The organism is Pseudomonas sp. PDM22 (assembly GCF_014851965.1).
Classification (GTDB): domain Bacteria; phylum Pseudomonadota; class Gammaproteobacteria; order Pseudomonadales; family Pseudomonadaceae; genus Pseudomonas.
Map to the genome: position 1 here is coordinate 402,118 of NZ_JACVAR010000002.1, position 22,041 is coordinate 424,158.

The 22,041-nt window shown below is 56.7% G+C and carries 23 protein-coding genes and 2 pseudogenes; 10 read left to right on the top strand and 15 right to left on the bottom strand.

Annotation, left to right across the window (positions count from 1 at the left end):
- Positions 1 to 2: 2 nt before the first annotated feature.
- Positions 3 to 740, bottom strand: coding sequence for a Crp/Fnr family transcriptional regulator (locus tag IB255_RS07485; RefSeq protein WP_192209988.1), 738 nt, complete (start codon positions 738 to 740; stop codon positions 3 to 5).
- A gap of 412 nt (positions 741 to 1,152) precedes the next feature.
- On the opposite strand from IB255_RS07485, the gene IB255_RS30805 reads away from it, so the two are divergent.
- Complete coding sequence (locus tag IB255_RS30805) at positions 1,153 to 1,362, top strand: hypothetical protein (RefSeq protein WP_225594728.1); 210 nt, start codon at positions 1,153 to 1,155, stop codon at positions 1,360 to 1,362.
- Between the two features lie 357 nt (positions 1,363 to 1,719).
- On the opposite strand, the gene IB255_RS07495 is transcribed toward IB255_RS30805, so the two are convergent.
- Positions 1,720 to 1,929, bottom strand: a complete 210-nt coding sequence (locus tag IB255_RS07495) for a cold-shock protein (RefSeq protein WP_192209989.1) — start codon at positions 1,927 to 1,929, stop codon at positions 1,720 to 1,722.
- Between the two features lie 462 nt (positions 1,930 to 2,391).
- A pseudogene (locus IB255_RS07500) lies at positions 2,392 to 2,533 on the bottom strand (LysR family transcriptional regulator); the annotation flags it as partial.
- Between the two features lie 100 nt (positions 2,534 to 2,633).
- Here IB255_RS07500 and IB255_RS07505 point away from each other — a divergent pair.
- A pseudogene (locus tag IB255_RS07505) lies at positions 2,634 to 2,939 on the top strand (pirin family protein); the annotation flags it as partial.
- Positions 2,940 to 3,651: 712 nt separating this feature from the next.
- Here the strand turns inward: IB255_RS07505 and IB255_RS07515 are convergent.
- On the bottom strand, positions 3,652 to 3,981 hold the full coding sequence (locus tag IB255_RS07515; RefSeq protein ID WP_192209991.1) for a hypothetical protein: 330 nt from the start codon (positions 3,979 to 3,981) through the stop codon (positions 3,652 to 3,654).
- A gap of 128 nt (positions 3,982 to 4,109) precedes the next feature.
- Here IB255_RS07515 and IB255_RS31200 point away from each other — a divergent pair, with 128 nt between their 5' ends.
- The 4 genes from IB255_RS31200 to IB255_RS07535 all read left to right on the top strand — a co-directional run bounded on the left by IB255_RS31200 (position 4,110) and on the right by IB255_RS07535 (position 6,848).
- Positions 4,110 to 4,406 (top strand): helix-turn-helix domain-containing protein, encoded by a 297-nt coding sequence (locus tag IB255_RS31200; protein ID WP_192210349.1) that lies wholly within the window; start codon positions 4,110 to 4,112, stop codon positions 4,404 to 4,406.
- Positions 4,403 to 4,846, top strand: coding sequence for a hypothetical protein (locus IB255_RS07525; RefSeq protein WP_192209992.1), 444 nt, complete (start codon positions 4,403 to 4,405; stop codon positions 4,844 to 4,846). Before IB255_RS31200 ends, IB255_RS07525 begins: the two co-directional genes overlap by 4 nt.
- A gap of 326 nt (positions 4,847 to 5,172) precedes the next feature.
- Positions 5,173 to 5,469 (top strand): plasmid mobilization protein, encoded by a 297-nt coding sequence (locus tag IB255_RS31205; protein ID WP_192209993.1) that lies wholly within the window; start codon positions 5,173 to 5,175, stop codon positions 5,467 to 5,469.
- Complete coding sequence (locus IB255_RS07535; RefSeq protein WP_192209994.1) at positions 5,466 to 6,848, top strand: relaxase/mobilization nuclease domain-containing protein; 1,383 nt, start codon at positions 5,466 to 5,468, stop codon at positions 6,846 to 6,848. The genes IB255_RS31205 and IB255_RS07535 overlap by 4 nt, the downstream gene beginning before the upstream one ends.
- A gap of 119 nt (positions 6,849 to 6,967) precedes the next feature.
- Here the strand turns inward: IB255_RS07535 and IB255_RS07540 are convergent, their stop codons facing one another.
- Complete coding sequence (locus IB255_RS07540) at positions 6,968 to 8,224, bottom strand: tyrosine-type recombinase/integrase (protein ID WP_192209995.1); 1,257 nt, start codon at positions 8,222 to 8,224, stop codon at positions 6,968 to 6,970.
- A 435-nt stretch (positions 8,225 to 8,659) separates the two neighbouring features.
- Between IB255_RS07540 and IB255_RS07545 the strand changes: the two genes are divergently transcribed.
- Complete coding sequence (locus tag IB255_RS07545) at positions 8,660 to 8,941, top strand: hypothetical protein (protein ID WP_225594729.1); 282 nt, start codon at positions 8,660 to 8,662, stop codon at positions 8,939 to 8,941.
- Positions 8,942 to 9,030: 89 nt separating this feature from the next.
- Here the strand turns inward: IB255_RS07545 and IB255_RS07550 are convergent, their stop codons facing one another.
- The 3 genes from IB255_RS07550 to IB255_RS07560 are packed head-to-tail and all read right to left on the bottom strand — an operon-like array spanning position 9,031 to position 11,008.
- Complete coding sequence (locus IB255_RS07550; RefSeq protein ID WP_192209996.1) at positions 9,031 to 9,507, bottom strand: MaoC family dehydratase; 477 nt, start codon at positions 9,505 to 9,507, stop codon at positions 9,031 to 9,033.
- 23 nt (positions 9,508 to 9,530) lie between these two features.
- Positions 9,531 to 10,367, bottom strand: coding sequence for a 3-methyl-2-oxobutanoate hydroxymethyltransferase (gene panB / locus IB255_RS07555; RefSeq protein ID WP_192209997.1), 837 nt, complete (start codon positions 10,365 to 10,367; stop codon positions 9,531 to 9,533).
- A 23-nt stretch (positions 10,368 to 10,390) separates the two neighbouring features.
- Positions 10,391 to 11,008 (bottom strand): LysE family translocator, encoded by a 618-nt coding sequence (locus IB255_RS07560; protein WP_192209998.1) that lies wholly within the window; start codon positions 11,006 to 11,008, stop codon positions 10,391 to 10,393.
- Between the two features lie 164 nt (positions 11,009 to 11,172).
- On the opposite strand from IB255_RS07560, the gene IB255_RS07565 reads away from it, so the two are divergent.
- Positions 11,173 to 11,625 carry an Lrp/AsnC family transcriptional regulator gene (locus IB255_RS07565; RefSeq protein WP_192210351.1) on the top strand — a complete coding sequence of 151 codons (453 nt, stop codon included), beginning with the start codon at positions 11,173 to 11,175 and terminating at the stop codon, positions 11,623 to 11,625.
- Positions 11,626 to 11,780: 155 nt separating this feature from the next.
- On the top strand, positions 11,781 to 12,674 hold the full coding sequence (locus IB255_RS07570; RefSeq protein ID WP_192209999.1) for a LysR family transcriptional regulator: 894 nt from the start codon (positions 11,781 to 11,783) through the stop codon (positions 12,672 to 12,674).
- Positions 12,675 to 12,703: 29 nt separating this feature from the next.
- On the opposite strand, the gene IB255_RS07575 is transcribed toward IB255_RS07570, so the two are convergent.
- Genes IB255_RS07575 through IB255_RS07590 form a run of 4 tightly spaced genes read right to left on the bottom strand, consistent with a single transcriptional unit; the run spans position 12,704 to position 16,184 of the window.
- A complete protein-coding gene (locus IB255_RS07575; RefSeq protein WP_225594730.1) occupies positions 12,704 to 13,486 on the bottom strand; it encodes a carboxymuconolactone decarboxylase family protein in 783 nt (260 codons plus the stop codon).
- A complete protein-coding gene (locus IB255_RS07580) occupies positions 13,464 to 13,985 on the bottom strand; it encodes a cupin domain-containing protein (protein ID WP_318652750.1) in 522 nt (173 codons plus the stop codon). Before IB255_RS07580 ends, IB255_RS07575 begins: the two co-directional genes overlap by 23 nt.
- Positions 13,982 to 15,037, bottom strand: a complete 1,056-nt coding sequence (locus tag IB255_RS07585; protein ID WP_192210001.1) for an alpha/beta hydrolase — start codon at positions 15,035 to 15,037, stop codon at positions 13,982 to 13,984. The genes IB255_RS07580 and IB255_RS07585 overlap by 4 nt, the downstream gene beginning before the upstream one ends.
- A 55-nt stretch (positions 15,038 to 15,092) precedes the next feature.
- Positions 15,093 to 16,184, bottom strand: coding sequence for an alpha/beta hydrolase (locus IB255_RS07590; RefSeq protein ID WP_192210002.1), 1,092 nt, complete (start codon positions 16,182 to 16,184; stop codon positions 15,093 to 15,095).
- 238 nt (positions 16,185 to 16,422) lie between these two features.
- On the opposite strand from IB255_RS07590, the gene IB255_RS07595 reads away from it, so the two are divergent.
- Positions 16,423 to 17,274, top strand: coding sequence for an aldo/keto reductase (locus IB255_RS07595; protein WP_192210003.1), 852 nt, complete (start codon positions 16,423 to 16,425; stop codon positions 17,272 to 17,274).
- Between the two features lie 289 nt (positions 17,275 to 17,563).
- Here IB255_RS07595 and IB255_RS07600 read toward each other — a convergent pair whose 3' ends face one another.
- From IB255_RS07600 to IB255_RS07610, 3 genes are all read right to left on the bottom strand, one after another.
- Complete coding sequence (locus IB255_RS07600) at positions 17,564 to 18,595, bottom strand: IS110 family transposase (RefSeq protein ID WP_192210004.1); 1,032 nt, start codon at positions 18,593 to 18,595, stop codon at positions 17,564 to 17,566.
- Between the two features lie 436 nt (positions 18,596 to 19,031).
- Entirely contained in the window at positions 19,032 to 19,394 is a 363-nt protein-coding gene (locus tag IB255_RS07605; RefSeq protein WP_192210005.1) for a histone-like nucleoid-structuring protein, MvaT/MvaU family, read from the bottom strand.
- 167 nt (positions 19,395 to 19,561) lie between these two features.
- A complete protein-coding gene (locus IB255_RS07610) occupies positions 19,562 to 21,964 on the bottom strand; it encodes a site-specific integrase (protein ID WP_192210006.1) in 2,403 nt (800 codons plus the stop codon).
- Positions 21,965 to 22,041: the final 77 nt, after the last annotated feature.

Here is a 22,041-nt window from a genome sequence, read left to right on the forward strand (position 1 = left end):
TGTCACCCCGCCGTATGGCCTGGACGACGGGGAACGTAGGGTAGCAAGCGGTCGGTTTCCGCCTTCACCACCGCGTAGCACTCGCAACTCAATGCCTCCAGGCGCGGGCGGTCCAGCACGGTGATCCGCCCCCGGCTGTACTCGATCACACCTTGCTTCTGCAGTTTGCCGGCCGCTTCGGTGACGCCCTCTCGCCGCACACCGAGCATGTTGGCGATGAGCTCCTGGGTCATGATCAGCTGGTTGCCGGGCAGGCGGTCGAGGGACAGCAGCAGCCAGCGGCAGAGTTGCTGGTCGATGGAGTGATGGCGGTTGCAGACAGCCGTCTGGGCCATCTGAGTGATCAATGCCTGGGTATAGCGGAGCAACAACTGGAGCATGTCGCCGTGGCGGCCGAACTCGTCCTTCATTCGTTGCCCTGCGAGCCGGTAAACGCTGCCGGCGCTTTGCACGATAGCGCGGCTGGGGGTGCTCTCGCCGCCCATGAAGACGGCTATACCGACCAGCCCCTCGTTACCGACCACGGATATCTCGGCCGATGCACCACTTTCCATCACGTACAAAAGCGAAACGATGGAGTCGGTGGGGAAGAACACGTAACGCATCGCATCACCGGGTTCGTAGATCACCTTGCCCAGTTCCAGACGTTGCAGCTCCAGATGGGGGAAGAGGCGCTCCTGAACCTCTCGGGGGAGTGCGGCCAGTAAATGGTTCTGCGCGGGGGAGGGAGTTTCTCGCATGGCGGCCTCCTCACGGGGCGTATCGCGACTACTCGAGCATACAGTTTCAGGCCTTTACCGGTGGTGCAACGTTCCCTATCGCACAGACCGGGCTTCCGCTGGCGCGCAGTCTGGAGCTTGCGGCGGCGGATGCTGATCTGGCGCTTTGTAAGACCAAGTCATCGCATCTTTTCAGGGATTTTCCATGAACATTGAAGATGGCGATTCCTTCAGTATGTACGAGGGCCATAACGGCGTAGCCGCCGATGACCATTCCTGTCTCGGCCCCTAATTGCTGAGCGCAGATACGCTCATCGAGAGTGACATCTGCAACTTCGAGGACGAAGGTCTTGGCGGCCTCAAGAAAATCATGCTGTATTCGCAAAGTAGGTAAGTTGCCTGTGCCGGGCTGTCGTTCGGCGGACTCCTGGGGATGGGAGAAAAACTGTTTTCAGTTCCATGGCGTCTCTGGAGGCTGGATATAGCGAACAAGCACTTCGTGCTTGACGTCGACCAGGACCGCCTCAGCAGCGCACCGGGGTTCGACAAGGATGATTGGCCGGACATGCAGGATCCGACATGGGGCGGGATATACCTGCTTATTATGGAGCTGAGCCAGTCGGAGATTTCAGATTATGATTGATTGTGCCTGACCGTGCCCTGCCTTTTTGTTAAATTGAAGCCAGTTAGGTGGTTTCTAATCAGTGGATTGGAAATATATTCGAGATTGGCTGGGCATTTGCCCGCTTGAGTGATTCCATGATCACGGCGACACATTCAAGTTGTTGTCTGATTCTGGCGAGACTTTCCCTGTTCGTGGAAGATTCAGAACTGACTTCTTCTGCCGCAAGATCATTTATCGCCTGTGTCAGGCAACTGCTTGCAATATTAAGGCTTTGCCCAAATCGCTTTTCTTTCATGTCGAATCCCCGCTATTTCCCTGTGAGTCGCATGGCTTGAACCCAATGAGAGACCCCGCAGGTAGCGGGGTCTGGGGATTTCACAGTACTTTCACCTGCTCGGCCTGATCACCTTTAGGGCCAACGCCCACCAGGAAGCTCACGCGCTGGCCTTCATCTAGTGACTTGAAGCCTGGAGTGTCGATTTCTCGGAAATGGACGAATATGTCCGGCCCTATCTCGGGTGTGATGAAGCCAAAACCTTTTACTGCGTTGAACCATTTTACGGTTCCATTCTGACGAATAGCCATGATGATCTCCACGGAAATGGCTGCAGAGTGAAGTGGCCGAGGAGATGGGCGTCATGCATCAAGACGGAGCCGCTAAACACGGCAGGGGAATCAAATTATACACCGTCTGGGGATATCTTCAGGGTTTTTAAGATGGATTTGGATTATTCGGATGAGTGGTCTGCTGGGTATATGTCGATATCGAGATGATGTTTTTATAGGGTTGTTATTTTCTCTTTCTGCTTTTTGATTTCGTTGAGATGTTGGCCAGCAGTTTTGGTGGCCGCAGTTGCGGGGGATGTTTCCCTAAACGGATGAAACTTGGCGGAAAAGATACCCGATCCAGATTCATTCCAGCCATTTGAGTGCATATGAACAAAGAATCCTCTCGTAGCGAGTCTAGCTGCTGCATGGCATATGGCTGGCTCCTCCCCACGGTGCCGGAGTCTTTCAGGTGATTGCTGGGAGTAGCGTTACGCAGGCGGCCGGCACCCAGGCGCTCCTCCAGCGCGGCGATGCGCCGGCTGAGCTTCGACTTGGGCTCGTCCAGGGCGCGGCCGGCCGGGGTGAAACCGCCGTACTCGACCACCTGGGCGAAGTAATAGAGGTCGTTGAGATCGTCCATTCCAGTGTTCCTCCTCTGGGACACTGATACTAATTTTTGCCGTCTACCGAGGCAATTGTTCCATCCGCATCGTGACCTCCATGCACTACAGGAGGCACCCATGAAACAGATTCTTGGTATCTACAGCGCCGCCCGGCCGCACTGGGTCGGTGACGGTTTTCCGGTTCGCACGCTGTTTTCCTACGACAGCCTGGGCGAGCACCTCAGCCCCTTCCTGCTGCTCGACCATGCCGGCCCCCACGCTTTCGGCCCCAGCACGGTGCGCCGTGGCGTCGGCCAGCACCCGCACCGAGGTTTCGAGACCGTGACCCTGGTCTATGACGGCGAACTGGAACACCGCGACTCCAGCGGTGGCGGCCGCATCGGCCCTGGCGACGTGCAGTGGATGACTGGGGCGGGGCGCATAGCCAAAGCTGACCATGTCAGAGTCGGAGCGGATAACGCAGTCATCAAGTGCGTGTGCAACGTTGCCCTGTTTACGATACGAGCAAGCTACCAACCATGACCTTGGTTCGTCTTTGCTAAACGATCCATGATCACTGTCACGCTTTATATGCAGGATGCCGTTGAGTCATTCTGGGAATAATTGTCCCTGCTATCTAATCGAATGCTCATGATGCTTTTTCATTTTTAGGACCAGTTCAGCAGCGGAAATATTACCCATTTTATATTGATCAGCCAGCTTTAGGAACTTCTCGCTAGGCCTGACATCGGAGAGTCTCGCTGAGGTCAAAGCATGCTCTACATTCCAAGCTCGATTAATGCTCATTGCCATTTTACTCGCTACCCGGTGTGCCCGTAACTCGATCAAAAGCGTTCAGATAATTTTCATCGGCATCTATGTTCATCTGAATCGCTCGCTGAAGACGCAGATCTCCGAGTACTCGAAAAAAGCATTCGTCACAAAGACTTAAGTCGTAACTCTCACCCTCGTGATTTGAACTCCTTCCCCAGTTGGCTCTAAGTGAGCCAAACTCCATCTCGCACCCGTCCGCGTCTACTGTCCTGCAGCAAGCATAGCAACTAACTTTAGTAGTCGCTGCGGAGTTATTTTCTTCGATAGGTTTCATCAGCAGTCTCCCTACAGAAAAATTTACTTGGGTAATTGCTATAGAGACTCATTTAGCTGACTTGTCGTTGCTTCCGGTCAATTTTCGCAGATAGGTTTCAAATAAAGTCGCTTGCTCTTGTCGGTGGGTGACAATCACATAGCGACTCCCGGAGAAGGTATATGCAACTAGATAGCCAAACTCAACCCCGATGCTAATTACGAAAGAGGTGGCTATTTGGTGCCCGTCTATAAATCGGCTGTGAACATCACCATATACGGTGCCGACGAGATAACCGAAGACGCTGGCGACGTCGATGAGATAGGCGGTAGGCGCCTCTTCCTCTTTCCATTGCCTCAATGCGGAGACGACCTCTGACGGATAAGGGATAGGGGACATATTGGTTAGCTCTCCTGTGACGATCTTGGTGGTAGGGCTTGCAGTGTCGAATGCCAAATACTATAGTCATTAAATGCACATTTTGATGGGAGTAATCAATGGGTCGTGAGCGTCCTAATCTGTACCCGATGCTGGAGCGTCTGCTGCTGGGATTTGGTGAGCGGATCCGTCTAGCGCGCCTGAGACGGGACCTTTCCATGGTGGTTGTCGCCGACAACGCGGGAATTTCTCGGGAGACGCTCAACAAAATTGAGCGCGGAGATCCAGGTGTTGCATTGGGGAGCTATGCACGAGTGCTAGAGGCCCTAGGGCTGGCAGGGGACATTGATCTGTGGGCTCAGGGAGACGACATCGGCCGTCAGCTGCAAGACGAACGCCTACCAAGAAGAGCGTCTCGTCGTAAATCCGAAGGAGATGAACCATGAGCTTTAGCGTGTTGGAGGAGTTTCGCGATCACGATGCGGAGATCCGAGGGGCGATTTTCAATCGAGGAGTCAATCGGGCCTGCTATCGAATTGTCGAGATAGAAGGGTCTCGATGGAGCTTTTTACTCCGAGCAGTTGATGATCGCTCTGTATTCTGGCGAACCTATCTGATCAGGTCTTTGGCGGATGCAGTTAATCTGGCTGCCGATCCCGTATGGAGTCGGCATACTCTTTATGTTCTCTTCTGCTCGCACGATGGCATAGCTATTAAGCAAGAGTGCCAAAAGGTTCTCAATATCTATGAGGCAGTCTTTTCCTCGCAGGGTGGCTCGTCGTTCTTGGTCGAGACGGTAGATGGTGAGTTTGCCGATGACCCGATTATGGAGGGTGAAGTCCCCACTTCGCGTGCAAAAGTTTATTGCAGCGAACAAGGTCAATAGTGTGGCACGGCACGTATGGTTTGCGAGAGGGTGGGTAGGGCAAGTCGATTGTCTCAGTTTTTAGTATGAGCGCTCTGCGGTATGGAAGCGTGTGATTCAATCTGCGTTGGTCCATCTGATAAATCATAATAGAATTAAATATCTTGCCAATTACAGAGCTGTTGATTCGTTCCTGCTTTTTTGTTAACAATAAAAGGCCGGCGAGCAAAGGTTCTGTCAGGACAAACCGCACCCACTAACGTGTGTACATTTGTCCTGACAAAACGCTCGACGGCCCATCACTGCGTTCTCAGCCGTATAACAAGAATAATAAAAAAGGCAAATATATGAGAAATCTCAGAATTGACGTGCGTGTTTCGGAAGAGGAAAAAAGAGAGCTCATTCGCCTGGCTGCCGAGCAGGGAATGAGTCTTTCCGACTATCTGCGTAGCGTTTTGCTGGGCAAAGAAATTATCGTTAGAAGAGAAAGTCACGCTCCTGCGAGTCTTGTCCAAGAGTTATCTAGGATCGGCAACAACCTGAATCAGCTGACTAGGCATGCCAACCGCGGGGACTCAATTACGTCTGATGACCTCGCTCGGATTTGGCACTCCTTAGAGGTTTTGTGGGCGGCATTCCAATGATCGTCGAAACCTCAAAAGTGGCTGACGCGAGCTCTGCACAGAAACTTGTAAATTATTTGCTCTCCGATAAAAGGAAGCCACCCTCTGATGGTGAGCGCGTGTTACTGGCTGCGGCCACCTATGCGCTCCCTCCAAATTCAAGTAGCTCCGCAACAGCTTATGCCAAAACATTTAGTGATCTGGCTCGAAAATGGACAGCGCAGCATAGGGCAAATAAAAAGGCGCCAAAATCGATCGCGCAGAGCGTAACCGTTAGTTTTTACCCTGGCTGCAAAGCTTTTCCTAGGGATCCAGTCGACCCATCACGAGCTATCGAAATTGCGAGGGAGTTGGTTGGCGATGTTGCCCCAGGTGAACGACTCGCGCTCTATGTGGTTCATGGTGACACCCAGCATCTACACGTCCATGTGTTGTTCTCCACCGTTTGCGGAAACGGGAAAATATGGAACCCGCGTCATGACTATCGTCTGTGGGAGAGCGCAGCCGAGAAACTAGAAATTAAGTACAAACTTTACCGTACACCCAATCGGATATCTCGTGGCGAAGTGGTGGCCGACATCGCACTTGATCATGGTTCTATTCAAATGGAAAAGCGGACTGGTGATCAAAGCGAAAAAAGAAAGCTGAAATTTCATCTCGGCAGAATACTGGGGCGGGGAAGTATTGAGTTTCGAGAATTCATTCAGATATGCCGAAGGATCGGTTTGTCGATAATTCTAACGCGCTCACAAAGTGGGCGAGTTTCCGGTATCTCATTCCAAATGTCGAAGGGGCCTATTTTTAAAGGTAGTCAGCTCAATCGAGAGTGGTCATGGAGCAAATTGAGCAGAAGATTGAGTTTTGACGAAACCCGGCACAGAGACATCGTCGATGAATTGGAGCGACTAAAGCCGGTAGAGTCAAAATTGGAATTAAAACAGTCCAATATGAAAATACCTAGGGGCGCTGAAAGCAAAATTCATAAGCTAGGACCTCCTGACAAGAATTGGTCAAATGCTCTTAGACGGTTTAAGTATGAAAGCTCTAGCGACGGTACTATGGACTACTATTGGAGAAATCAAAAGCGCTGCACAAAGCCAGCTTTTTCAGACCGCGGAGACAGGATCGTTACAAGCAGTCGGCAGAATCAAACCATATATTTAGCCATGGCCGAGCTTGCCAGAAATAAGGGCTGGAGCAGCGTCGAAATTCGTGCCTCAGACAGGAAGGCATTGACCAAGTTATGGCTGGCGTGCGCGCTGACCGGGCTTGCTGTTACAAACTTCACGCCAACCAGCGATGAAATTATGGGGCTATTAGCCGAGGCGTATAGAGTCGAAAAAAGTGGGATCGGCCATAAGCCTCACTCAACGCGAAGCAATGATAAGTTCGAAGGCTAAGAGAGATTGGATCATATCGCCTAGGATGGCGATGGCACTTTAGAGAGGGAGTTCTTAGAAAGGCATAGAGCTTGGTGGGAGAGACTAAGGACCGCGCATCCTGCGCGTGCGGTGTTAAGTCAACGAGAGCGATTAGTGCCCCTAGTTTTTCGCTTGCCTACCCGCCGACGAAATTCACGATAGTTGCACCAGCGCACATGATTCAGTATCAGTCCGTAGTTCAGATGCAGTTCGAGAACTTCTTTTCTAGCGGCCAACAGCGTTTTACCCGCATAGTGGGGCCGGGTGACCTCCAAACCTGTAGGATCTGCATGCCCCAGTAAGTCCGCAATGATCTCAGCCGAAACGCCTCGTTGCCGCAACTGCTCAGCAAACGTGCGGCGAAGGCTGCGTGCGCCCCATCCTCCCTCGCTGGTCGCGACCCCACAGCTGCGATCCAGGTAACCAGCTACACGATCATATCCCATCAGGAATCGGCTGGCCTGACGAGAGAAGAGATGCATCTCATTAAACGATAATTCCGGAAACAACTGACTTGTCTCTCTCCCTTCGCATTCGCTCCGCCTTTCCTCCACAAACTCTAGAAATCCCATGTCGATTAGTAACTGTGAAACCGGGATTTTTCGGCGCGAATGTGGATTTTTGATACTCTGATGTTTGCCATCATCGTTTACATGGATGGTCCACATCGCCTCCTCAGGCTGAACATCTTTGAGTTGTAGTTGGCAAATTTCGTTTAGCCTAAGCCCGCAGAACGCTCCGAGGGGGACGAGCCAAAACTTAAACGACTGCGGATCCCATGACGGTTTCCGACCTTCGTCGCCATTTACCTGATAGATGTAGCCGTCAAACAGCTTCTGCAGATCTGAAAGACTAAATGGAGGCGTCATGTCCAGCGTCGGGCGCGCGTAGGAAGATTCGATCACCAAGTCCTCTGAAACGTATCCCTCCTTCTTAGCTGCTCGCACTAATCTGTTAAACAAGGAGTAATAGCGATCAAGTGTAGAGCCTTGCCCGTCAGAGTAACGCTCCAGCTGTTGATGCAGCTTGGTGCGCAGCACCGTTACATCAGCGCCATCCAGTGAACTAACGTTTCTATTGGGATCTACTGCTGTTAGCAATTCTATCAAGCTAGAAACTCTGCTACGCAATTGAGCCGCATGTTTGACGCTGGGTGAGCTTTCTCGTATATGACACTCAATAAAGTCTCTTGCAAACTCTCTCAGGAGAGGAGCCGACTGCATCCGTTGAAACTGTCGAATAGGTGCCTCTAGGACCTTGATCAGATCAAGCGCATAGGGGGCACCCGCCGGCGTGCGGCAGCAAACATCCACGCCTGGCATGACACTGAAGCGCAGCTCTTGGGTTTCACTCATAGGCATCTTCATCAATGATTGATTCCCGGAAATCGTATTTAGAAAGCTCCTCTTCGACAAGAGCCTATTTTCGCGGAGAGCTCTTCTAAGAGTTATTGACAAGCTGTCAAACTTTACAAGATTTCAGATGCCAGGCGGGTTTCGATACTATTAAAAGAGCGACTTTTTCAACCAGGGAGCATAAAAAAATTTCTTGCTACAACCACTTTGATCAGGAGTGGGATCGTTGGTACTACTCCTGCTCCAGCGTTGACTGGGAGACTAAAGCCCACTTCAGGTCTGTCGCTGATCGAAGGCGGCGAGTTTTACGTAACACCGCAAAGTCGGAGGGGACTCGCGTGTGGCCGTGCATGATGATGAGTCTCTGCAGGATATCCAGGCGCGGGCGCAGCAGGCGCCCTCATCGCATGGGTAGCGCTGAGCTCCGAGGAGGTCATGCTCTCCGGGCGCGGTAAAAGCGCTACCGCCTGGCTCGGCCGGCTGAATAAGAACGGTGCGCCGCGTGACACCATGTGGCTAACCACAGGTATTGCCCAGGCGATGATGCTGGTCGCCGGCTTCGGCCACGCTGGCTACCTGGCACTCCTATCGTTCTCCACTTCTCTGGCGCTGATTCCGTACCTGCTGTTCTCGATGTACTCGTTCAAATGCGCTTGTAGCGATCGGGGGGAGGCATGGCGCTTGCTGGCCTGCTGGGCCTATGGACTGGTCATCTGACCCTTTAAGTGGGGAGCACAAGTCAGCTTCTGGCCGATTTCTGCCTGTGACGTGGGGCAGCTACCGACCCATAGCGGACATTATTCGAGCTAGGGACAGACACCATTGGTTGGGTCGCCATCCGCCACCATTTCCCGCAAGCGAGCTCGCTCATTTTCTCCGGGAAGCACACCGGTGGTTTCTGCTTGCAGCACGACTTCGCCGTCCGGGTTGGTGATCTGAATGGATGCACGAGCGCGGCCGCGCTCGTCGATATCCGTGATTTCCCAGACGCAGGTGATTTGCTCACCAGCGTAAACCGGGCGTTTGAACTGGAAGCTCATGCCCGTCGCCAGCCAGCCGATCTGCCCGCCAATTTCCGTGAGCAGGCTTGCCGTCAGCAAACCGTGAGAGATGGGCGCGCGAAAGCTCCTCAACTGGGCATAAGGCAGGTCGACGTGTACTGGGTTGTAGTCACGGGAGATGTCCGCGAAACGCTGTATGTCCTCCACGGAGAATGTCCGCACGACGGTGAACCGATCACCCTTACTCAATCCATCGATCGCTCGTTGCCTGGCGTTCCGCATCGTTGCTCCCGCTTCTCTTGGTGTCAGAAGGTATGTTCCGGCCCTGGGAAGGTGCCTGCTTCCACATCCGCCGCGAACGCCTTTGCCGCCTCGCTGAGCACTCCGCGCATGCCCGCATACTGTTTGACGAAGCGAGGAAGGCGCCCAGTGCGCAGGCCCGCCATATCCTGCCAGACCAGCACCTGGGCGTCGCATTGGTTGCCCGCGCCGATGCCTACAGTGGGGATTGTGGCCGCCTGCGTAATAGCGGCGGCAACTTCGCCGGGCACCATTTCGATCAGCAGTGCAAAGGCGCCGGCAGCCTCGAATGCCTTTGCCGTTTCAAGCAGATGTTCCGCTTGCTCACCTCGACCCTGGACTCGATAACCGCCAATCTGATGCTCATGCTGCGGAGTGAAGCCGATGTGTGCCATGACTGGAATTCCGGCACGAGACAGGGCTTGAACCTGCGGCACCATTTCGAGGCCACCCTCCAGCTTGACGGCCTGCGCACCACCTTCCTTCATGAAGCGAACAGCGGTGTGGAAACACTGTTCCGCAGATGCCTGGTAAGAGCCGAAAGGCAGGTCGGCGATGACAAGCGACCTGCGAGTAGCGTTGGTGACTGCGCGTACCAGGGGAAGCAACTCTTCGACTGTCACCGTCAGAGTCGACTCATATCCGAAGACGGTATTTGCAGCTGAATCGCCGACCAGAAGCACCGGTATGCCTGCGGCTTCGAAAATCTCTGCGCTGTACAGGTCGTAAGCGGTGAGCATCGCCCATTTGCGTCCCTGTGCCTTCATTTCCTGAAGGTGGGGAATACGCACTCGCGCGGCAACGGGAGACGAAGAATACGGAGAAGGAGTCTGTTTACTCATGGGCTACTCGCTTGGGGTTCCATTCAGGGGCTGGCCTGCTCGAAAAGCAGGACGGCCGCGATGATGATCATCGCGACTCCAGAGAAGCGGCTGACGAATCGAGCGGCAATCGGCCGAGTTTTAAGCACGGCCTGGGCGCTGAAGCCCACGGCAAGGTAAATCGTCGTGCAGCTCACGATATGCACTGCCCCAAGGACGAGTATCTGCAGTGACACTGGCCAGCCACCTTGGGGATCGGTGAATTGAGGCATCAACGCCAAAAACAGGAGAAAGAGCTTCGGATTGAGGCCGCTGATGCCAAACCCCTTGAAGGCCCAACTCGTCCAGGAGTCCTCCTGATCGATAGAGTCTGACTGCGGAACCGGAGGGTGTCGCACCATGTTGAAGCCCAGCCATAGAAGGTAGGCAGCGCCGACCATGGTGATGGCGGAGAGCGTTCCTGGGCTGCGCGACAGTAACCCGCCAACGCCGGCAGCAACGACAAGCGTCGCTGCAAAATGGCCCGACAAGAGCCCCGTTGCGGCGGCCATGACTCTGCGGCCACGCATTCCGGCAGAGATCATGTAGGCCCAGTCCATTCCTGGGGTGATCACAAACAGGAATGACACTGCCCAGAAGGCTGCCAGCAAGCTAAGGCTCACGATTGCCGACCTGTGGGCAGATTGTCGGAGGTCAGGTGTTGCATAGCGTCGTCTCTCGCCTTGAGGATATTCAGATCAGGGAGAGAGGAAGAATAGAGAGATGCTGGTAGAATTTTCTTTCGAATCTTCCAGCAGCTAAGGTGAAATTGGGGAGCTTCTTCCAGGTGGATCGCATTGATCGAAAGATTCTTGCCGAGCTTCAAACAGATGGGCGGCTATCTATAACTGAGCTTGCCGAACGAGTAGGGCTAAGCCTCTCTCCCTGCCATCGTCGATTGCGAGCCATGGAGGACGCCGGGGTTATCCAGGGCTACCGCGCGCATCTGGCACCGGATGCTCTTGGCCTGAACTTCTCAGCACTGGTATTCGTCACCATGCGCGAAGGCACCAGCCGTGCAGTCAGCGAGTTCGAGGCGGCGGTTCAGGGAATTCCCCAGGTGATTGAGGCGCAGAGACTGTTCGGTGATCCTGACTATCTTCTGCATGTGATCACTCGCGACCTGCCGGCCTTTCAGCAACTTTACGATCAGCAGTTGTCAGCCTTACCTAATGTCCAGCGTCTGACCTCCACGTTGGTGATGAAGCGCATCGTCACTGACCGGGTTTTGCCGTTGTAGATGTTCGTCCGCTATTGGCCGATAGACGCCTGTTGGGGGCCGCTAACTCCAGACGACAGCTCCCGAACCCTGGCGAGCTCTCTTGAAGCGCTACTTCTTCGGAGGCGCGCCAGTTAATGGCAGAATCAAAGCCAACTTATAACTGGGGCGTATCAATGGCCACTGAAAGCTACGACCAATTAGCGATTTTCTCAGTGGTCGCGCAAGAACGCAGTTTCACCCGCGCTGCTGCCAAGCTGAACATGTCGCAACCGGCTCTAAGTCGGGCAATGCGCCAGTTAGAGGAACGCCTAGGTGTCAGGCTGCTGGCTCGCACCACTAGAAGTGTTTCTCCCACTGAGGCCGGGGAGCGTCTCCTTCGAGTCATCGGCCCCAAGTTTGAAGAGATCAACAACGAACTGGCGTTGCTCAGCGAGTTTCGTGACAGGCCGGCCGGCAAGATACGCATCACGGCTGGAGAACATGCAGCTATTACCGTGCTGCAACCGGTGCTGGCGAAGCTGCTGCCAGACAACCTTGACCTGAATATCGAGATCATCGTGGACTACGGCCTGACGGACATTGTCGCCGAAGGTTATGACGCCGGCGTACGTCTGGGGGAGCAACTCGCCAAAGATATGATCGCCGTCCGGATCGGCCCCGATATGCGCATGGCGGTGGTCGGTTCTCCCTCGTATTTCCGCCGCCATCCTCCGCCCAAGGCCCCGCGCGATCTGATGCAGCACAACTGCATCAATCTTCGTATGCCTACCCACGGGGGCATTTTTTCCTGGGAGTTCGAGAAGAAGGGCCAAGAGGTGAAAGTACGCGTAGAGGGCCAACTGGTATTCAACACCATTGCTCTGCGCCTGGGGGCGGCTATGCAAGGGCTGGGACTCGCGTACATGCCCGAGGACTTGGTGCAGCTTCACCTGGCCGACGGACGCCTGGTTCGCGTACTCGCGGATTGGTGCGAACCATTTTCGGGCTACCACCTGTACTACCCCAGTAGGCGCCAGGCTTCGCCTGCCTTCACCCTGTTCCGCGACGCCCTGCGTTATTCGGATTGATTGGTGAAACCGTGCTTGCGGGCTCGCCGTCAGCCGGGTTGTGGGCCGATGGCAGCCAGCGCGACACGCACGCGATTGGCTGAGTCAGCGTCGCCATGATCGGCGAGCACCTGGGCCAGGTGGCGCAATTTACCGGCGCTTAAGCCAACCCTCATGCTGGCAGTCAGGTGCGAACGCAGTTGAGCCTCGACTCCCGGCGTGGCGGCCAGGGCGCCGACGGTGGCCAGCTCGCGGCTTTGCCAGTCCAGGTTGTCTCGCTCGAAGATGTCGCCGAACAGATGCGCTTGCAGGTACTGATTGATGACGGGCGCAAAATCGAACAGTGGGCCCCGCACTGGGGCGCCAGCAATTTTCGTCTGATTGGCCTTGCCCGCCGCCAGCAAGGCTTCGCCGGTTGGCGCGGGGCGGCTCGGCTCGCGTCCGGGGGCGTCCTGAATGCCACGCTTCGTCCGCACTTCCAGCACCTTCATCAGTTGACTGAGTGCATTCAGGCTGCGCGGAAAGCCCGTGTACGCATAAAGCTGTACGAGGATTTCTTTAGCCTCGCTGACTGTCAGGCCGGCGTCTAGACCCTGGTTCAGGGCGGCATCTAGCCTAGGCATGTCGCTAACCGCCATAGCTGCCGCAATCAAGGGTATGGATTGTTCCGTGGCGGACAGCATTTGGGAAACGATTGGCGTACTTGGCATGTTGGCAATCTCCTCGGCTGCCTGGGCAGTGCAGAGGAGCACCAGTATCAGTCCGGCGCCAATTGCCCAGGTTGCCGCAAATGTGCAGCCCATGCGTCGCCTAGCGGGCGCTGTATTGATCATCGGTTACCTTCTCCATCCACTCCACGCTCTTGCCGTCTGCCGTTCCGGTTACGGCCAGGTGCGTCATCGCTGTAGTCGGCCCGGCTCCATGCCAATGCTTGATCCCTGCAGGGCATACCACGACATCTCCTGGATGGATTTCCTGCACGGGCTTACCCCACTCCTGGATCAGGCCAACGCCAGAGATCACTACCAATCGTTGACCCGCGGGGTGCGTGTGCCAGGCCGAGCGTGCGCCCGGCTCGAAGGTCACATACGCGGCGGAGGCTCCTATCTCCGTGCTAGCCGGAAAGAGCGGCGCGACACGTACTTGACCAGTGAAATACTCCGGTGCCCCAGCGCTAGTCCCCAGGGACCCGGAGCGAACGATTTGCTGGCTCATGGAGGGGGCTTCGGCTACGGCGGAGGAGTTTCCTGCGTCGATGAAAGAGCTCGCCATGCACACAGCGATACCTACCAGGTTCCTGTTCATGAGGGCGTACCTCCAGGTGCAAATCATAGGGTTCTGCTGAAGAACGCCGTCAGCTTTTCCATCGCAGCGTTCACGTACTTCGGCACCCAGTAGGTTTCGATATGCGTGGCGCCCTCGAGCTTGAACAACTCTTTGTCCGAGGTTCCCATGGCCTTGGCGAAAGCATCTTCGGTCATGTAGAGGCTATCGGCCTTGCTGCCAGCAATCATCAGCAGCGGTTTGTCGATCAGTTCGATCTGGTCAGTCGCGTCGAAGCGCATTAGGTCCAGCAGGCTGCTCGTGGTGTACTTGAAGGTCGAGTTGGGATGCGCGTGGGTTTTCCAGTAGTACTCATACCCTTGGCGATACAGGTCAAACGGCAACTTGGCGATTTGCTCGTCGGTCAGGTTAGCGTCACCGGAGTACAGCACCTCGCCACCGGCAGCCTCCTGCGCTCGGGCTTTGGACGCCTGCTGCAGGCGTGCCTGGATGCTGTCCAGTTGCGAGTCGGCGTAGCCATTGCGACGAACCCTTCCGGAATTGAACATGCTCAGGGTCGCGATCGACTTGAAGCGCTTGTCGGTTTGCGCAGCGGCCAAGGAATAGCCGCCGCCCCCACAGATGCCGAGCAAGCCCATACGAGCACTGTCGACGCCGGGATAGCCGGTGATGAAGTCTGCCATGCCGTGGATGTCTTCGATTCGGTTCGAGGGCTTGTCGACGCTGCGCGGCAGGCCGCCGCTCGCGCCCTGGTAGGCCGCATCGGCGGTAATGGTGATGTAGCCCTGCTCCGCCAGGCGCTGGGCATACAGGCCTGCGACCTGTTCCTTCACGCCGCCATTGGGGTGTGCCACGACCACAGCGGGGTAATGCTTGGTCGAGTCATAGTTGGCCGGGGTGTAGACGTTGGCCGAAATGCTCAAGCCGTTAAGCGTAAAGGTGACCGGGTGAATGTTGACCTTGCCCGGCTGGTTGGCAGTGATTGCGCCGTCGTAGACCAGGGTGAAGGGGTTCTTGCGGTAATCCGCCGCACCTGCTTCACCGGCCCCGAGGCCGACCATCGCGGCCATGAGCGTGGCTTTCAATCCAGTGTGTTTCATGGGATGGCTCCTGCAGTTCGAGTTGCTGAATATCCTGCCGTTGCCGGGTACCCGTTCAGTCGAGCTTCCTGGTTGCGAGATACCTGGAGACGAGATCCGCGATCTGGACATTGTTGAGATCCGAGAACAAGAAGTGGGTATTGCCCTTGATCCCTATCTCCGGGAGGTGGACAAGGGTGACGTCGCCGCCGTGGCGGTTCACGGTATCGCGCCACTTGCGTGCCATTTCAAGGCGGGCGCGCCAGCTGTCCTGGGCCGGCAAGCTAACTGGCGCGGTAGGGATGTTGTCGCCGTAGAGGATGAGGATTGGAATGCGCGTCAGCGCGTCGAACTGCGCTTTTGGCACGACAGTCGCCGAGAGCGTATCGAAGGCGCTGGGAATCGGTGCGGGCGCCTCGCCCTCGGGAAATACGAAGCCGCTGCCTGGCTCGAAGGCAACAATCGCCCGCGCCTTGGGATTCTTGATCGCCGTCAGCCAACCCGGACCTCCGGCCTGCGAATGCGTGAAGAGGATGGCGGGGCCGGTCTTGTCGAGCAGGGCGGAGACACCCTCGGCGGCCACCTCCATGTCGAAAGGGCCGGTGTTGGGTGTCATCGAGCGAAAGAACTGCTCTAGCGCGGCCGGACCGTCAGGGAACTCGCTGCCAGCGAACTTGTTGGGCCACAGGCCGATGCGGAACTGGTTGAACCACAGTTGTTCGTCAGCCGTGGGTTTGAGGGTGACTTCGACCATGCTGCGCCCGGCATCGCCGCGCCGTGGTTGATCGATCTGGTAGGTCGTGAAGCCACGGCGCAGGAAGAGGTTCTGAAAACCTTCTCGACCGTCGGCGGTGGTTTCCCAGGATTTCGCGGATTGGCCGGCGCCATGCCACATGATGATGGGCAACGGGCGAGTATCTACCGGCACCTGATAGAACGTATAGACATGGTCGCCGTGGTAGGTCTGGCCATCCGGCTGCAGCGGGTGGTAAGGGTCGAAGGTACCTGGCTGGGTGGCAACGCTGCCCCCTGCCAGGAAGCTGCCCTGTTCCTTGATGGCCAGTACGTCGCGTTTCGCCGGACTCACGACCGCGCAGGCCCCGAGAGCCGCGCACAGGCAGCCCAGCCAGATGGCCTGTACGCACTTGCGAGAAAGGTGGCGGACCATGGCGTACTCCCTGTGTGAATACCTGGGAGCAAGTTACGCCGCCGCTATTGATTGATAAACGGCGGTAGTCGAATTGGACTCATATCAAAAACACATGAAAGCAATTGACTGCCGATGTCTAATCAAGGTCGGCTGTCAGGTCTATTCTCATCCTCGCATCTGAGCTCAGCCTGCCGCGAAGCAGTCTTTGACGTATCACATGAGCAGGTCGATGCAATCAGCCATCACGAGGAACTCCATGAATACCCTGACCCTGAACAATGGCGTCGACATTCCCGTACTGGGCTTTGGCGTCTTCCAGATCACCGACCCCGCGGAATGCGAACGTGCTGTCCTGGACGCCCTTGATAGTGGGTACCGCCATATCGACACCGCCGCGTCCTATCAAAACGAAAGCCAGGTGGGCAATGCGCTGCAACGCAGTGGCATGGCGCGAAGCGAGCTGTTCGTCACCACCAAGCTGTGGTTGCAGGACACCAGCTACGAAGGTGCCAAGGCGCAGTTCGAACGTTCCCGTAACCGCCTGCAGCTCGATTACCTGGACCTGTATCTGATCCATCAGCCCTACGGTGATGTGCATGGCGCCTGGCGTGCCATGGAAGAATTGCTGGACGCCGGCAAGGTACGCGCTATCGGCGTCAGCAACTTCCAGCCCGACCGCCTGGCCGACCTGATGGCATTCAACAGCATCAAGCCCGCCGTCAACCAGATTGAGGTCAACCCCTTCAATCAGCAGTTGCATGCCGTGCCCTGGATGAAGGCCAAAGGCATTCAGCCGGAAGCCTGGGCGCCTTTCGCCGAGGGCCGTAATTCCCTGTTCTCGAATCCAGTCCTAGTTGATATTGCCCAGCGTTACGGCAAGTCAGTGGGGCAGGTTGTCTTGCGTTGGGTTGTCCAGCGTGGCGTGGTCGCGCTGGCCAAGACCACTCGCAAGGAGCGCATGAAGGAGAACCTGGCGGTGCTGGACTTCGAACTGTCCGATGACGAAATGAACAGCATCACAGCGATGGACACCGCGACCAGTGCGTTCTTCTCTCACCGAGATCCGGCGATGGTCGAGTGGCTCACTGCGCGCAAACTGGACGTGTAGTTGGAGTAACCAACGTCCGTATATGGACTCCCCCTCATTGCAAGCTCCCGTCACTTTGGCGCCCGTGCCGACTGCACACGTATATCCGGCCTCTGATTTCGGCATCGTCTTCTGATGCTGGGCCATGATGGGCTATTCGCGCGCGGGCTCCCAATCGCTTCTACGTGCTCTGCGCACATGGACATTTGAGGGGTTTTCTCGCGCCGGTTCGACCGGTTTGCCATCGTTCAGGTTGCTTCGCAATCGTGGGTGACGGTCACTCTCTCGTAGCGTTTTGACTGATAGTGAGTCAGGCCGCAGCCCGTTCCGGCTGGTAGGCAGTGCCATTGCGCAGCATCGCCCAGGCCATGCGCGCGGTCTTGTTGGCCAGCGCGATGGCGGCCACGTTGGTGTGCGATCGTTCAGCCAAGCGGACGGCCCATTGGCTCAGCCGGTCATCTTTGGATGGAGCTGTGCGCAGCACGGATCGAGCGCCATGAATCATCAGTGTTCGCAGGTAGGCATCGCCGCGTTTGCTGATGCCCAGCAGTCGATCTTTGCCACCGGAGCTGTGCTGCCTCGGCGTCAATCCCAGCGAGGCAGCAAACTGTCGACCATTGGCAAACTGACGGGCGTCACCGATGGCCGCGACGAGGGCGGTGGCGATCATCGGGCCGACGCCGCGCAGTTGCTGCAAGCTCTGAGCGCTCGGCTCATTGGCCGCAATCCCGGATATCTCGCAATCCAGCTCCTTGACCCGTTCATCCAGCATGCGCAAGTCGCGCCATAACCCATCCAGCAAATGCCGAAAGCGCAGCGTTAAACCGTTGTCTGCATCCTCCAGCCAGCAGGGAATGGCGCGTCGCAGTGCACACAGTTCTTTCGGTGCAATCAGGCCGTACTCTGCGACCAGGCCACGAACCTGGTTGGCCTTGGCGGTGCGTTGCTCAATCAACCCTGCTCGAATGCGATGTGCCGCCTGAATGTCCTGCTGTTCAACCGTCTTGATCGCCACGAAGCGCATGCTGGGCCGGCTCATTGCCTCACAGATTGCTTCCGCGTCATTGGCGTCGTTCTTGTTGCTCTTCACGTAGGGCTTCACGAACTGGGGCGCGATCAACTTGACCCGAAATCCACGCGCCTCAAGTTGCCGAGCCCAATGATGGGCTCCACCGCAACTCTCCAAGCCAATCTCACAATCGGGCTCGGCCTTCTCCAGGATCGCTTGAAGCCAGCGTTCGCGAGATAACCGCTGCCGCCAGACAGGCCTCTCCTGGCAGTCGACGCCGTGGATCTGGAACACGCTCTTGGCCAGGTCGACCCCAATGCGCATAACCTTCATGTCTGGACCCCTTCTCATCAGTGACTGCGGTTCGCACCTTCAGTCTGGCACTCGAAGTGCCGAGGTGAGGGGGAGTCCATCCCATTGCTTCTGGCCGTTTTCTGCCGGTCGCCTCTTCGGCGTGTACAGGCCAGGTCGGATGCAAACGGTGGTCAGTAGGAATGCAATTGGGTGGTCAAGTGCGATGCAATTACGAAATTTAAGGCCCGATCAGAGATAGCGCGCGTTGGTGTGGAGTTTGAGCTTACGAGACGGGCGATATCTCGGAGGATGACGACATGTGTATCGGGAGGGGGAGAGCCGCGAAGGTGGGTAGCAGTAGACGACTGGTGGGGATAGTCACGGGAAAGATGAATGCCTCACGCCTGGCCCGCGGAGAGGAGGGGAAGAGCCTCCACTACGTTTACTTGGCCAAGCGTTCTAACGAGGGCGTCATTTAGCCTTGCAGCCACGACTCGACAGTGTCGCTACCGTATTCGGCCTTCCAGGATTTCAGGGTCTTTTGATTGCCGCCCTTGGTCTCAACGACCTCGCCGGTATGCGGGTTTTTGTAGACCTTCACGGTACGCTGCCGCCGGCCGGGACGTGCAGCAAGAGTGGTGTTGGTGCGAGCCGAATCAGGATCCAGGATTGCCACGACATCGCGCAGCGATTTGGCGTGCTCTGCCATCAGCTTCTTGAGCTTCTCCTCGAACTCGATTTCTCGCTGGAGAGCGGAACTCTTCTTTAGGGAGTCCAGATGGGCCAGTTGTTCAGCGAGGGCCTTCTCAGCCGCACGGAACTCTGCAAGTTTGGACATTGACGTAACCTCGGGAAGAAAAAATATCTCGATCAATGTATCGGAAGTGGCGTGATACTTCCACAAACGCCATCGAGTCCTGGGCCCAGTATTACGGGGCGTCCAGATGAACATAACCAGTTTCTTCTATTACAAAAAGAAGAGGCCCCTACAGGGGCCTCGCTGTTTTAGCTCGCGGCGATGTTGAGCGGAATAAATCGCCGCCAGTTACGTTTTTGTACCTTGGTCGTGCCTCGCCGCGACATAGTGGCAGAATGTCCCTTGGACGGTTCTTGTTGCTCCTGCAGCTTCAGGTAGTTGCGGTAGTGAATATGTTCGAGGGAAAGACCATGATCCATACGATCCAACTCGTCCTTGAGTACCTCCAGCGGATAGCCACGTCCGTACTGTCCGGTCACGGAGCGATCAGTATGTCCGACCAAAGCTTTGGCAATCGCCATGTCCAATTTCTGCGCGCGGAATTGGGCAATGAATGTGTGGCGCAGTCCATGGAAGGTTCGGCCTTGCCCCTCTAATCCACAGGCCTGAATGTAGCCGCCGGAGTCACTACCATTTCCCAGGAACCATCGACTGGCGCTGGCGCCGGGCAATTTGTGGCGGACAGGGGTGAGTCCGTCAAACAGCATCGCATGGCGATCCGCGCCGACCTCTCGGCTGCGCATTTCTACAAACTCCAGGAAGCCTGCTTGCAGGACGCGGTGGTGAATCGGCACGTCGCGCTCACTGCTGGTGTTTTTCAAGCGTTTTCCGAGTTGTTCGGTATTCAGCGAGAAGTACCAGATCCCCGCTTCCTGACGTACGTCGCCGACGCGCAGTTGGCACAGTTCATTGAGACGGGCGCCTTGATAGGCACCCAATAAGGGCAGCCAGAACTTGAAGGCATGCAATTGCCAGCGGGGCGGACTGCTCAGCGTATACACCGGCCCGGTGAGGAGTACCCGCAGTTGTTCTTGGCTGTAACTCCGATTGCTGCGTCCAGCCTGTGGTGCCTTGTAATGCACCAACTGCGCTGGACTTTGCTCCAGCAGCCCCTGGTCGACGGCGTAGTCGAGGGTTGACTTGAACAGCGCAAAATAGCGTTTGAGCGTGCGCGGGTGGATGGGGGTATAGCCACCCTCCGTGATGATTTCGCCGAGTGGTTTCTGCCGCAGGCCCGGTGTCTTGTTCCGCGATTTCGGATACAGCCGCAGGGCGTCGCGTACCCGTACTGCTTCCTGGCGGGTGATCTGTTCGATGGCAACACCAGGGCCAACGATTTCGACCAGCGCATCGAGACGGGCCAGGTTCTGGATACGGGTATCGGCATTCGTCCAGGTCTGGCTGATCTCATGGTGTTTCTTAAAGCGCTCGACCAGCGTGACGTAGCGAGTCCCGCCGGTCGGCGGTGCGGTAAAGACGCCGGCGTCCCTCAGCGCGCGATTGAGGGCCACGGCTTGTGTCTCGGGCAGCAGGCCGGAAAGGGCCTGGAGCACCGACTGCGTCTGTGCGGGCAGGGCGGCCTGGGGAGAACTGGGCGCTGGCAGCTCTGGCAGGCTGTCCGGCTTCGGCAGTCCCGCCAGGTACTTCTCCAACAGGTCGTGAATTTGCTGGAGGAGTTGTAACAACGATGCGGTGTCGATTTCCTCCTGCCTGAGGAGGGCTGCCAGGAGGCTGAGCAAATCCGGTGCCGCCACGGCAAACAGCAGGTTGGCGAGAACCCAGTCGGTGGTCTGGAGCAGCAATTGGAGCGCGCCTCCCTCCGGCACATGCGGTGCGCCGAGCTTCTGGACATCGACATACAGCACATAGACGCCCGTTTCCAACTGGCAAATCTGCATCAGCTCTGCGTGCGGCTGCGCGAGGTATTGGAGGCTGGGCTGGGATTCCAGCGCGCTCAAGCTGATCGGCAGACGCTGTTCTAACAGTGACACTTCCCGCGGCTTGGCCGCGAAACGGATGAATTGCTCCCACGCCAGGGTGCGGGTGAGCAGCGGATGCAGCACATGCAGATAGCCGTCACGCTTCCAGCCTCTCAGACGCTCCAGGGCCTCCAGCAGGAACGCGGCTTTCCAGCGTGCCGCAGCGAGATCGTGAGTGCCAAGGGGAATGTCATAGCGAGCGAAGGGGAGCATGTCCAGGTGCTTCGCGTAGCCGTTGTCGCGCAGGACGAAGCTGTACTCGCCCTGGGCATCGGTGAAGAGGACGGTGGATACCGCCTCCTGGTCGGCGAGGCGTTCGTAACCGAGCTCCAACGGCTCTTTCGCCAACGCGTTGGGAGTGATCAGGCTACCCAGCGGCACGCGCATGTCCTGCATCACGCGCTGATGCTGCAGGTACATCTGGCCCAGCGACTGCAGCAGGTAGTCCGCGCCGAGGCGACGCTCGGTGATCAGGTGCAGCAGATCGTCGAACGCCTCGTTGAGTTGGCGTGCGATGTCGCGGGCGATTTCATGGTGCTGGCCGAGCGGCCAACGAATCTGTTTGGGCAGGCGTTCGTCCGTGAGCAGGGCCTTGGGCAGGCTACGAACGTACTGGAAACCGCGATCGCGGGTGAAGAGCACATGAGGGGTGCGGGGGGTACGCTGTGACATGGGACAGTCCTCGAAATGGTTGATTTCGTGACTGACCTAATTTGCGTTCCCACCATTTCCGCCCTGAAAGCCGCGTG

What these genes read in the sequence shown, in the direction of transcription:
- IB255_RS07485 (WP_192209988.1), bottom strand. Translation starts at nt 740, where the DNA reads ATGCGAGAAACTCCCTCCCCCGCGCAGAACCATTTACTGGCCGCACTC.
- IB255_RS30805 (WP_225594728.1), top strand. Translation starts at nt 1,153, where the DNA reads ATGGGAGAAAAACTGTTTTCAGTTCCATGGCGTCTCTGGAGGCTGGAT.
- IB255_RS07495 (WP_192209989.1), bottom strand. Translation starts at nt 1,929, where the DNA reads ATGGCTATTCGTCAGAATGGAACCGTAAAATGGTTCAACGCAGTAAAA.
- IB255_RS07515 (WP_192209991.1), bottom strand. Translation starts at nt 3,981, where the DNA reads ATGTCCCCTATCCCTTATCCGTCAGAGGTCGTCTCCGCATTGAGGCAA.
- IB255_RS31200 (WP_192210349.1), top strand. Translation starts at nt 4,110, where the DNA reads ATGCTGGAGCGTCTGCTGCTGGGATTTGGTGAGCGGATCCGTCTAGCG.
- IB255_RS07525 (WP_192209992.1), top strand. Translation starts at nt 4,403, where the DNA reads ATGAGCTTTAGCGTGTTGGAGGAGTTTCGCGATCACGATGCGGAGATC.
- IB255_RS31205 (WP_192209993.1), top strand. Translation starts at nt 5,173, where the DNA reads ATGAGAAATCTCAGAATTGACGTGCGTGTTTCGGAAGAGGAAAAAAGA.
- IB255_RS07535 (WP_192209994.1), top strand. Translation starts at nt 5,466, where the DNA reads ATGATCGTCGAAACCTCAAAAGTGGCTGACGCGAGCTCTGCACAGAAA.
- IB255_RS07540 (WP_192209995.1), bottom strand. Translation starts at nt 8,224, where the DNA reads ATGAGTGAAACCCAAGAGCTGCGCTTCAGTGTCATGCCAGGCGTGGAT.
- IB255_RS07545 (WP_225594729.1), top strand. Translation starts at nt 8,660, where the DNA reads ATGCTCTCCGGGCGCGGTAAAAGCGCTACCGCCTGGCTCGGCCGGCTG.
- IB255_RS07550 (WP_192209996.1), bottom strand. Translation starts at nt 9,507, where the DNA reads ATGCGGAACGCCAGGCAACGAGCGATCGATGGATTGAGTAAGGGTGAT.
- panB (WP_192209997.1), bottom strand. Translation starts at nt 10,367, where the DNA reads ATGAGTAAACAGACTCCTTCTCCGTATTCTTCGTCTCCCGTTGCCGCG.
- IB255_RS07570 (WP_192209999.1), top strand. Translation starts at nt 11,781, where the DNA reads ATGGCCACTGAAAGCTACGACCAATTAGCGATTTTCTCAGTGGTCGCG.
- IB255_RS07575 (WP_225594730.1), bottom strand. Translation starts at nt 13,486, where the DNA reads ATGATCAATACAGCGCCCGCTAGGCGACGCATGGGCTGCACATTTGCG.
- IB255_RS07580 (WP_318652750.1), bottom strand. Translation starts at nt 13,985, where the DNA reads ATGATTTGCACCTGGAGGTACGCCCTCATGAACAGGAACCTGGTAGGT.
- IB255_RS07585 (WP_192210001.1), bottom strand. Translation starts at nt 15,037, where the DNA reads ATGAAACACACTGGATTGAAAGCCACGCTCATGGCCGCGATGGTCGGC.
- IB255_RS07590 (WP_192210002.1), bottom strand. Translation starts at nt 16,184, where the DNA reads ATGGTCCGCCACCTTTCTCGCAAGTGCGTACAGGCCATCTGGCTGGGC.
- IB255_RS07595 (WP_192210003.1), top strand. Translation starts at nt 16,423, where the DNA reads ATGAATACCCTGACCCTGAACAATGGCGTCGACATTCCCGTACTGGGC.
- IB255_RS07600 (WP_192210004.1), bottom strand. Translation starts at nt 18,595, where the DNA reads ATGAAGGTTATGCGCATTGGGGTCGACCTGGCCAAGAGCGTGTTCCAG.
- IB255_RS07605 (WP_192210005.1), bottom strand. Translation starts at nt 19,394, where the DNA reads ATGTCCAAACTTGCAGAGTTCCGTGCGGCTGAGAAGGCCCTCGCTGAA.
- IB255_RS07610 (WP_192210006.1), bottom strand. Translation starts at nt 21,964, where the DNA reads ATGTCACAGCGTACCCCCCGCACCCCTCATGTGCTCTTCACCCGCGAT.